This window comes from Bordetella genomosp. 13 (assembly GCF_002119665.1).
Taxonomy (GTDB): domain Bacteria; phylum Pseudomonadota; class Gammaproteobacteria; order Burkholderiales; family Burkholderiaceae_B; genus Bordetella.
The window spans coordinates 2,634,608-2,642,042 of record NZ_CP021111.1 but is presented as its reverse complement, the minus strand read 5'-3'; the positions used below and the strand labels follow the sequence as shown (position 1 = coordinate 2,642,042).

Here is a 7,435-nt window from a genome sequence, read left to right as displayed (position 1 = left end):
CAATCTCGTCTCTGCTTAGTACTGGGCCGCGATGCTGAAGAAGAACCGGGGATTCTTGTCGCCCTGCGTAAGGACGTCGGAACTGGTGGGCTTGGCGACTTCGAACGTGGCGTAGACGTTCTTGGTCAGGTTGGCGCGCATGCCGGCGCCGATCGACGACAGCTTGGCGCGCGTCAGGTCCGTTTCGCTGTCGCGCCGCGCCCAGATGCGGCCGGCATCGACGAACGTGTACACGTGCGCGCCGTGCGGCAGCAGGGTGGGCGTGGACACCGCATAGCGCAGTTCCAGCGAGCCCGCGATGCCGCTGTCGGCGGACATTTCGCCGTCGTCGTAGCCGCGGCCGAAGTTGGGGCCGCCCAGCGCGAATTCCTCGCTGGCCAGCAGCGGGCTGGCGCTGTACTGGCCGGCAAACGTGGCCAGCAGGCTGAAGCGGTCGGTCAGCTGCTGCAGGCGCGTCAGTTCGGCCGTGAACTTGAAGAAGTCGGAGCGGCCGTTCACGCGCGAGGCGAGCTCGTTGCCGTTGTCCGACGCACCCAGTCCGTCCAGGCCCTTGTGCAGCGTGCCGCGAACGGCAGTGATGCCGTTCCAGCTGTCGGTGCGGTCATAGCTCAGGCCCATGCGCAGCACGCGCAGGCGGTCTTCCGTGAAGGGCGTGTCGGTGATGTCGGTGGTGACGTTGCGCACCTCGAACTGGCCGACTGCGCGCAGGTTCTGCAGGCGCGAACGGATCAGCGGGTAGGTGGCGGTGGCCGAATACGACTGCACGTCGCTCGCCACGTTGAGATCGGCCAGCTCGCGGCCGGGTTCGCTCTTGGCATAGCTGGCGGCCAGGCCCACCGTCATGCCGGTGTCGGTGGCCAGCATGTCGTAGTTCGCCGCGACTGCCTGGCTGCGCTCGGCGGGCAGGCCCAGCCGGCCGGTCAGGGTGACGCGGTCGGCGCGGGCGCCGAAGGAGTTCAGCGACACCTGGCCTATCATCTCGCTCCAGCCCAGATAGGGCGAGCCGCGATTGTCCAGGGTAAGCGAGGCATCGACCGCCTTGCGCTCGCTGCGCACCACCAGCACCGAGCCGCCGACTTCGGTGGGCGACGATTCCAGCGAGGCACGCACCGTCAGGCCGGGCAGGTCGTTGGCCAGCAGCAGTTGGCGTTCGACCTCGGCCACGTTCACGGGCCGCATGGCGCGCAGGCGGCGAACCAGTTTTTCCACAGCCGCCTGGGCCGGGCCGATGTCGCCGTCGTACTTCACGTCCGAGATGAAGCCTTCCACCACCACGATGCGGAAGCGCCCGTCCTCGATGGTCTGCTCGGGCACGATGACGCGCGTGGTGACATAGCCGTCGTTGCGATAGCGCAGCTCGATGTCATTAGCCACCTTGAAGGCGTCGGCCACGGTGATGGTCTTGCCGAGCAGCGGCTGGTACAGCGTGCGCAGGTCCGCGGCGGGGTAGTGCCTGGCGCCTTCGATGCTCATGTCCGTCAGCGTGAAGCTGAGGTTTTCCGCGCCCGCGGGCGCCTCGGTGGCCTGGCCCTGCGGCACCGACACGCGCGGAGCGCTGGGCGTGCTCTGCGGCATGACCGGCTGCGGCAGCTGGCGGCCCGGTTCGGCGGCGGACGGGAGTTGCGGTACGGTCTGCGCTGTCACCGGCGTTGTCAGCAGCGCCGCGGCCATGGCCAGCGAGGACGAGATGAGGGAAGGCGGGAAGGGGCGGCGAGAGGCGAATCGGCTGGACATGAGATCGGAACCGCGGGGAAGACGCTACACAGGGAAATCGACGCATACTATTTGACATATATTTCTTGCGCCAGTAAACAAATTTTTCAACTTAATCAGGAAATGTAAATTCCTATACTCAATAAGCCTCGAATATCGCGGAAAGTGTTTCTGATTTGTCGTGCTGGGCCCGTTGGGAGGGTCTTGTAGCGTTGTGTGGGCACGACGGAGCGTGGAGTGCCGTCTGCGCGTCCGGTTCGGCGTGGGCAACGGTTCTTCCGAGCACGCGCTTGGCGCAATGCCCTGGTAGCGGCAGGCTGGTTGAAATGAACATGGCACGTACCGCGCGTTCCATCTGCGTCCGGGCGTGGAGATCGCAGGATCGAGCCGCTCGATGCGGCATTGAATACCGACGGCTGAGTCCTCGTGCCGGACTGCCAGCCATTCGACGATGACGTGGTGATTCCGCGACCGGGATTGCGCTGCGGCGCGCTACGTTGGTGACGTCGGTGGGGATCCGGGATGTCGGCGATAGGCACCCGGGCGTGATGCCGCGTGCCCCGGCACCGGCGGCGTCGCGGTCCGGTGCCGAGCCGCGCAGGCGCGGCCTACAGTATGGTGTAGACCATCATGAACCCTACGCTGACCAGCAGACTGAGCGCGCCGAAGAACAGCACGTCGCTGGCCGTGGCCAGCTTGTCGGTCAAGCGCTCGCGTCGGGTTCTCAGCGCCCAGAACGACATATAGGTGGCGATCAGGAACAGGAACGAACAGATCGCCAGCAGGTCGTCCGCAATGGTTTCGAGGCCGGCCAGGCGGTGGTTCGACCGGAAGAGCGTCACTCCGGCGATGCACAGGCCCGACAGCGAGGCCGACATGGGCAGCAGGCGCAGCAGCAGATCGCGCTTGTCCGTGCCCGTCGGCTCTGTGGTGTTCATGTCTCGAGCGTCGCGCATGTCGGGGCACGCTCCGTAGTGTGGGCGCGACACATGTCGGCCGGTGGCAGGTCGCCATGCGGCGATCGCGCACTGCCGCGCCGCCGCCGCAAGCCGAGGGGGCGCGGGCCAGAGAGGGTCATCGGCGGTCGCAGCGGCATGGGCGCCTCGCGACGATAAAGTGTCGACCCAGTATGCGCCGCGCTCGATCCGTGCGCAACACGCGCTCGTGCGGCACGCGACGTGCTGATGTGGCTCACCCGGCCCTGGCGCGGAATCCCTCCGCGCCGGCGGGCCCGGCCATACGCCAGGAGGTCACGCCATGTCCAACCACGTCTACAAGCAGATCGAGCTGGTCGGCTCGTCCACCGTGTCTACGGACGACGCCATCGCCCAGGCCATCGCACGCGCATCCGAGACGCTGCGCAACATCGACTGGTTCGAGGTGACCGAGGTGCGCGGCCATGTCGAGAACGGCAAGATCGCGCACTGGCAGGTGGGCATCAAGCTGGGCATGCGTCTGGAGTCGTGAGGGTGGCGGATAGGCACTTTGGAAACATTGCGGTAAGAATTTGAGCGGCGAACTCCAAGTGCTTGTCGCAGCGGTGTTTTTCTGAATTGTCAGAAAGCTGTACATAGGCTTTTCCACATCCGCAGTGGATAAGCCCGTTTCAGTGTGTGCGGGCCGGGTCCGGACGCTGCCGTGCTTCCTTCGTGCGCGGTTTGTGCGCGGCGCCCGCAAACGATTGTCCCGTAAGGGATTTCCCGAACTGCCCGCAGGCTATGCCCAGCCTTATCCACATACCGCGTGGAAAAGTCGGCGGCGTCGTGACCCTTTTTTGATCACGGTACCTAGGGCATTGATAAGAAACGTGAAATTTTGGCTGCCCTCAAGCTGTCCTCAGCGTTTTCCACATGCGGCGGGGATAAATGCGGGTCTACCCGGACATCCCCGCCGCAGGGCGTTCAGCCTACCTTCCGCACCCAGGCTTCGTAGCGGTCCATCCAGCCCTGCAGGAACTTGCGCGTACCCTCGTCGGTGATCTGGTACTGATCGTCGATCAGCCCGTCCTTCATCTGCAGGAACACTTCGGGGGTGGTCAGCACGTTCACGCCTTCGGCGGCCAGGATGTTGCGCAGGTGTTGCTGCGCCATGGCCGAGCCCGCCGCGCTGGGCGAGGTGCCCACGATGCCGCCCGCCTTGCCCATCCACGAGTTCTGGCCCCAGGGACGGGTACCCCAGTCGATGGCGTTCTTCAGCGCGGCGGGAACCGAGCGATTGTGCTCGGGCGTGACGAACAGCAGGCCCTGCGCCTGGGCGATCAACTGTTTCAGCTTGGCCGCGGCGGGCGGCATGTCGTTTTCATGGTCCTGGTTGTACAGGGGTACGTCGCCAAGGCTGGCGTACTCGAACTGGAACTCGGCCGGAGCCAGCTTTTCCAGCGCGCGAGCGAGTTTCAGGTTGATCGAAGCGGCACGCAAACTGCCGACGAAGACGGCGATCTTGATGTTGCTCATGGGTGCAATGCTCCTATGTGAAGGATCGGTCAGTGTAGACGTGCCCTGATGACTGGTCGATCTCACCCTGTGCCCGTTCCGAAAGGCGGCACATCATCCCGCCGGACGGCACGTGCCGCCGCACGGAGGCAACGGCTCGAGGGCTGAAATCTCAAGGGCTCATCAGGCTGACGTGCGCCGCCACCACTCGCCAACCCTGCGGGGTCCGCATCCACGTCTGGCTCTGGCGCCCGATGCGCGGCGAGCCTTCGCGCCGGAACTCGATGTTGGCGGTGGCGAAGTCGCGGCCATACGTGGTGATGACGGTGCGCAGCACCTCGCGCGCCAGGCCTTGCGCCGGACGCTGTGCGCGAAACTCGCGTATGGCCTCATAGCCGTACAGATTTTCGGTGGCGCCGTAGCGCAGGGTGTGCGGACTGTTCCAGAACAGTTCGTCGAGCGTCTCCACCTCGTTGTTGACCAGCGCGTGCTCGTAGCGCGCGAATTGCGCCGACACCTCGGCGACCACGTCGGGCAGGTTGATGTCCATCCGGACTCCGATAAAGACGCACCGGGGCGGTGCGAAAGTTTAGGGTTATCCCTGGTTTGGGGATTTGTGCGGTGCAAGAAATAACGGTCAACTGCAGCGGCCTGCACCTATGAGGGAGAGGATGTTGCGCCGCAAAGTTGGCATGGCGATTGCTAGGGTTAATACCGAGGCGCCATACCGCGCTGCTTGCCAGGCTGACCACGCTGCATAGGAGTCCATCATGTCCGCCGCCCCGGTTCCCGTTCCCGTCACGATGCTGGTGACGCGTCACATCTCTCCCGATCGCTACAGCGATTTCCTGGCGTGGATGCGCCAGGGAGAGATCCTGGCCGCCGGGTTTCCGGGCTTCCTGGGATCGGGCGTGCTGCAGCCGCCCGAGGGAGGCGACCAGTATCAGATCGTGCTGCGCTTCGCGGACGAGGCCAGCCTGACGCGCTGGGAGACCTCGCTGCCGCGCCGGATGTGGCTCGAGCGGGGAGCGTCGCTGGTGCGTACCAGTCATGAAACGCGGGTCAGCGGGATGGACAGCTGGTTTGGTCCAAGGATGACCGCGCCGCCCCGGTGGAAACAGGCGTTCAGCATCTGGATCGCCTACTTTCCGATGCTGCTGCTGTTCAGCACCATTTTCAACGAGCAGCTCAGCGCGTTGCCGCTGTTCTGGCGCGTCCTGGTCACCACGGCCTGTATGACTCCGGTGCTGTCGTTCATCTGTATGCCGGTCATCACGCGGCTGCTGCGCCGCTGGCTGTATCCGGCCGGCGCCTCGCAACGGGGATTGAAGGCGGCGCGGGGATGAAGCATGGGTCCGGACCCGGCGCCGCCGTCAGAGCGCGGACGCCTGGGACGGCTCGGGCACGAGGGCGGGCCAAGGGCCCGCCTTTCATCATGGGCGTCGCCGAACGGGCTCAGGCCGTATGTCCGCTGCCGCCGGCCATGGGCATTTGAGCGAGTTGCGGCACAACCCGCGCAGGCGCCGAGCTGGCCGGTTGCTGGCTGCCCTGCAGCTGCAGGAAGCGGCGTACGTAGCGGTCGATGGTGTCCTGGGTCATGGCGGTCTGCTCCGAAAGAGGCGGACCCCGGCGGGTCCTAACCGCTTTCAAGCAATACCTATGCCAACGCACCACGGTGGGCCGCGCTCCCAGGCACATGTCACCGCAACGATGTCATAGAGGTGCGCGATGCACTGGTATGGTGCGATTTCCGTTCTCGTTTGGTGCGCCGATGGCGAACCACGACGCGCGCCGATGGTCCGGCCGAGCGCCAGCGGATCCGGCGCAAAGACCCCGCGCTGATTTGACAGCACTCTGAACAAAGAACGAATCTCGTTTACACTCCGTTCTCCCGTGAATCAAGAACGAAGCGCGGTCTGCCGCGGGGCGGCCGGCGCAAGACGGAGATTAGTCGATGCATCAAAAGCTACGAGGTCTGTTGACCGGCGCCGCGCTGGCAGCCGCCCTGGGCGCGGCCGGCGCCCATGCCGCGGTCGAGCCCGCCGCCGTGACCCGCACGTATTCCGATATCGCCCTGGCCGGCTATGAAGACTCGCTGGCCACCGCGCGCACGCTGCGCACGGCGATCGAGGGGCTGGTCGCCAAGCCCAGCGCCGCGACGCTGAAGGCTGCGCGCGACGCCTGGTTGGCCGCCCGCGTGCCCTATCAGCAGACCGAGGCCTTCCGCTTCGGCAACCCCATCGTCGACGACTGGGAAGGCAGCGTGAACGCATGGCCGCTGGACGAGGGCCTGCTCGACTACGTCGATGCCTCGTACGGCTCGGAAAGCGACGCCAATGCGTTCTATGCGGTCAACCTCATCGCCAATTCCAAGATCTCGGTGGGCGGCAAGACGATCGACACCTCGCGCATCACGCCCGAGCTGCTGTCCGACGTGCTGCACGAGGCCGACGGCAACGAGGCCAACGTGGCCACCGGCTACCACGCCATCGAATTCATGCTGTGGGGGCAAGACCTCAACGGCACCGGCCCCGCGCCGGCCGACCGCAAGGGCACCCCGCAGGAACGCCACTCGGGCAATCGTCCGCACACCGATTTCGATACGGCCAACTGCACCGGCGGCAACTGCGCGCGCCGCGTCGAGTTCCTGAAGGCCGTGGCCGACCTGCTGGTCTCCGACCTGGAAACCATGGTGGCCAACTGGAAGCAGGACGGCGCCGCGCGCAAGGCCGTGCAGGACGATCCCAAGGCAGGCCTGACCGCCATGCTGACCGGGCTGGGCAGCCTGTCGTACGGCGAACTGGCCGGCGAGCGCATGAAGCTCGGACTCATCCTGGGCGACCCCGAGGAAGAGCACGACTGCTTCTCGGACAACACGCACAACTCGCACTTCTACAACCAGATGGGCATCCGCAACGTCTATATGGGCGCCTATACTCGCGTGGACGGCAAGACGGTGCAGGGCGCCAGCCTCTCCGAACTGGTGAAGTCGCGCGACGCCAAGCTCGATGCCGAAGTGCGCGCCAAGCTCGACGACACGGTCAAGGCCATGCAGGCCTTGAAGCAGCGCGCCGAGACGGTGGAAACCTACGACCAGATGATCGCCAGCGGCAATGCCGAAGGCAACGCGGCGGTGCAGAAGGCCATCGACGCGCTGGTCGCGCAGACCCGCAGCCTCGAGCGCGTGATCGCGCTGCTGGAAGTGGGCAACGTCAAGCTCGAAGGTTCCGACAGCCTGGATAACCCCGCAGCCGTATTCAAATGAAGCTTTACCTGTATGCCGCGGCCTT

The 7,435-nt window shown here is 65.5% G+C and carries 8 protein-coding genes; 3 read left to right on the top strand and 5 right to left on the bottom strand.

All coding sequences use genetic code 11. The features are described from left to right. Window positions 1-15: 15 nt before the first annotated feature. The gene (locus CAL15_RS11905; protein WP_232468192.1) at window positions 16-1,734 is read right to left on the bottom strand and encodes a ShlB/FhaC/HecB family hemolysin secretion/activation protein; all 1,719 of its coding nucleotides are present in this window, start codon (window positions 1,732-1,734) and stop codon (window positions 16-18) included. 587 nt (window positions 1,735-2,321) lie between these two features. Next, the gene (locus CAL15_RS11900) at window positions 2,322-2,651 is read right to left on the bottom strand and encodes a hypothetical protein (RefSeq protein ID WP_086078779.1); all 330 of its coding nucleotides are present in this window, start codon (window positions 2,649-2,651) and stop codon (window positions 2,322-2,324) included. Between the two features lie 319 nt (window positions 2,652-2,970). Between CAL15_RS11900 and CAL15_RS11895 the strand changes: the two genes are divergently transcribed. Then, window positions 2,971-3,180 carry a dodecin gene (locus CAL15_RS11895; RefSeq protein ID WP_086078778.1) on the top strand — a complete coding sequence of 70 codons (210 nt, stop codon included), beginning with the start codon at window positions 2,971-2,973 and terminating at the stop codon, window positions 3,178-3,180. Between the two features lie 434 nt (window positions 3,181-3,614). Here CAL15_RS11895 and CAL15_RS11890 read toward each other — a convergent pair whose 3' ends face one another. Further along, on the bottom strand, window positions 3,615-4,166 hold the full coding sequence (locus tag CAL15_RS11890; protein ID WP_086078777.1) for an NADPH-dependent FMN reductase: 552 nt from the start codon (window positions 4,164-4,166) through the stop codon (window positions 3,615-3,617). Between the two features lie 151 nt (window positions 4,167-4,317). Then, window positions 4,318-4,695 (bottom strand): oxalurate catabolism protein HpxZ, encoded by a 378-nt coding sequence (gene hpxZ, locus CAL15_RS11885; RefSeq protein ID WP_086078776.1) that lies wholly within the window; start codon window positions 4,693-4,695, stop codon window positions 4,318-4,320. 220 nt (window positions 4,696-4,915) lie between these two features. Here hpxZ and CAL15_RS11880 point away from each other — a divergent pair, with 220 nt between their 5' ends. Then, window positions 4,916-5,491, top strand: a complete 576-nt coding sequence (locus tag CAL15_RS11880; RefSeq protein WP_086078775.1) for an antibiotic biosynthesis monooxygenase — start codon at window positions 4,916-4,918, stop codon at window positions 5,489-5,491. Between the two features lie 109 nt (window positions 5,492-5,600). Here CAL15_RS11880 and CAL15_RS24405 read toward each other — a convergent pair whose 3' ends face one another. Next, on the bottom strand, window positions 5,601-5,744 hold the full coding sequence (locus CAL15_RS24405; RefSeq protein ID WP_157666648.1) for a hypothetical protein: 144 nt from the start codon (window positions 5,742-5,744) through the stop codon (window positions 5,601-5,603). A gap of 355 nt (window positions 5,745-6,099) precedes the next feature. Between CAL15_RS24405 and CAL15_RS11875 the strand changes: the two genes are divergently transcribed. Beyond that, entirely contained in the window at window positions 6,100-7,410 is a 1,311-nt protein-coding gene (locus tag CAL15_RS11875) for an imelysin family protein (RefSeq protein ID WP_086078774.1), read from the top strand. Window positions 7,411-7,435: the final 25 nt, after the last annotated feature.

Excerpts from the sequence above, each read along its gene's own strand:
- CAL15_RS11905 (WP_232468192.1), bottom strand. The coding sequence starts at position 1,734 with ATGTCCAGCCGATTCGCCTCTCGCCGCCCCTTCCCGCCTTCCCTCATC.
- CAL15_RS11900 (WP_086078779.1), bottom strand. The coding sequence starts at position 2,651 with ATGAACACCACAGAGCCGACGGGCACGGACAAGCGCGATCTGCTGCTG.
- CAL15_RS11895 (WP_086078778.1), top strand. The coding sequence starts at position 2,971 with ATGTCCAACCACGTCTACAAGCAGATCGAGCTGGTCGGCTCGTCCACC.
- CAL15_RS11890 (WP_086078777.1), bottom strand. The coding sequence starts at position 4,166 with ATGAGCAACATCAAGATCGCCGTCTTCGTCGGCAGTTTGCGTGCCGCT.
- hpxZ (WP_086078776.1), bottom strand. The coding sequence starts at position 4,695 with ATGGACATCAACCTGCCCGACGTGGTCGCCGAGGTGTCGGCGCAATTC.
- CAL15_RS11880 (WP_086078775.1), top strand. The coding sequence starts at position 4,916 with ATGTCCGCCGCCCCGGTTCCCGTTCCCGTCACGATGCTGGTGACGCGT.
- CAL15_RS24405 (WP_157666648.1), bottom strand. The coding sequence starts at position 5,744 with ATGACCCAGGACACCATCGACCGCTACGTACGCCGCTTCCTGCAGCTG.
- CAL15_RS11875 (WP_086078774.1), top strand. The coding sequence starts at position 6,100 with ATGCATCAAAAGCTACGAGGTCTGTTGACCGGCGCCGCGCTGGCAGCC.